The sequence below is a fragment of the Mesorhizobium sp. M7D.F.Ca.US.004.03.1.1 genome, assembly GCF_003998635.1.
GTDB classification, from domain to species: Bacteria; Pseudomonadota; Alphaproteobacteria; order Rhizobiales; family Rhizobiaceae; genus Mesorhizobium; species Mesorhizobium loti.
The window spans coordinates 1-1,506 of the sequence record NZ_RZQG01001201.1 but is presented as its reverse complement, the minus strand read 5'-3'; the positions used below and the strand labels follow the sequence as shown (position 1 = coordinate 1,506).

2 protein-coding genes are annotated in these 1,506 nt (G+C 64.3%); both read right to left on the bottom strand.

Annotation, left to right across the window (positions count from 1 at the left end):
• Window positions 1-67: 67 nt before the first annotated feature.
• Complete coding sequence (locus EN935_RS35555) at window positions 68-1,036, bottom strand: protease modulator HflC (RefSeq protein WP_127265621.1); 969 nt, start codon at window positions 1,034-1,036, stop codon at window positions 68-70.
• Window positions 1,036-1,506 (bottom strand): protease modulator HflK (locus EN935_RS35550; RefSeq protein ID WP_164771663.1); only part of this gene is annotated, 471 nt, incomplete at its 5' end. The genes EN935_RS35550 and EN935_RS35555, both read right to left, overlap by 1 nt.

Genomic DNA, 1,506 nt, shown 5'->3' with positions numbered 1-1,506 from the left:
CGCCATAGACCAGACCTTCTATGACAAGGACGAGGCCCATGGCGGCGAGAAAATCCTGCACCGGCCGCTACTGGCCGGTGCTTGGCTGTGCCGCCGGCGCGGCAGGTGCCGTCGCCGGAGCGGTTGGGGCCGGCGAAACCGACTTCGCCGGCGCCTCGCTGCCGTCGGGATTGCGGAAGAAACGGAAGAACTCCGAGTTCGGCGACAGCACCATCGTCGTTCCGGTGTTGTCCAGCGCCGTGCCATAGGCATTCATCGACCGGTAGAAGTCGAAGAAAGCCGGATCGCGCTGATACGCTCCCGCGAACGTGGCGCTGCGCTGGGCTTCGCCCTCGCCTCGCAGGATTTCCGACTCTTTCTGCGCTTCGGCGACGATCTCGACCACTTCGCGATCGGCGCGGGCCGTGATGCGCTGCGCCGCTTCGTTACCGCGTGCCCTCAGCCGCGCGGCTTCCGCCAGGCGTTCCGCCTTCATGCGGTCGAAGGTCTGCTGTGAGACCTCGGCCGTGAGATCCGTGCGGCGGATACGGACATCCTCGATCTGCAGGCCGAGCGACGTTGCGTCGGGCCTGAGCTGATCGCGGACTTCGCGCATCATCACGGCGCGCTGTTCGGAGAGTGCGGCCTCGAAATCGCGCAGACCGTAGACACGGCGCAAGGCGGCGTCGAGACGCGTCCTGAGCCGGGCTTCGGCCAATTCGATCTGACCGGACACGGCGGAGCGGAAGACCCGCGGATCCGAGATGCGATAGGCGATGAAGGCGTCGACCTCATAGAACTTGCCGCCCGACACCTGGACGCGAATGTTGTCGAGGTCGAAGCGCAGCACCCGGTTCTCGATCAGTTGCACCGTGTCGGCGTCGAAGAACGAGAACGGCGCCTTGAAGTAGATGCCGGGCTTGCTCTTGACGTCGACGATCTCGCCGAACCTGAGCACCAGTGCCTGCTGGCGCGCATTGACCACAAAGACCGACGAATAGAGCAGGAACAGGATGACGGCCGCTGCGACGACGATGATGGGAAGACGGTTGGCCATCACTGGTTACCTCCCGTAACGCCACCAGCGGCGGCTGGTGCCGGCGCTTTCGGCTGCAATGCCGGCAGCGGCAGATAGGGCACAACACCCTGCCCGTTGCCTTGCTCGACGATAACCTTGTTGGAATCCTTCAGAACCTTCTCCATGGTTTCGAGGTAGAGCCGCTTGCGTGTCACATCGGGCGCCTTGGCATACTCGTCATAGACCGAGATGAAGCGCTGCGCCTCACCCTCGGCTTCCTGCACGACCCGGTTCTTGTAGGCGGCCGCGTCTTCGCGGATCTGTGCGGCCTCGCCGCGTGCCTGGCCGAGCTTCTGGTTGGAGTACTGGTTGGCCTGCTCGACGAACTTGTCTTCGTCCTGCTCGGCGCGCTGCACCTCATCGAACGCATCGGCCACTTCGCGTGGCGGTGCCGCATCCTCGATCGAGACGGCGTTGACGTTGAGACCGGACTTGTAGCCGTCCAGCGT

What these genes read in the sequence shown, in the direction of transcription:
- EN935_RS35555 (WP_127265621.1), bottom strand. Translation starts at nt 1,036, where the DNA reads ATGGCCAACCGTCTTCCCATCATCGTCGTCGCAGCGGCCGTCATCCTG.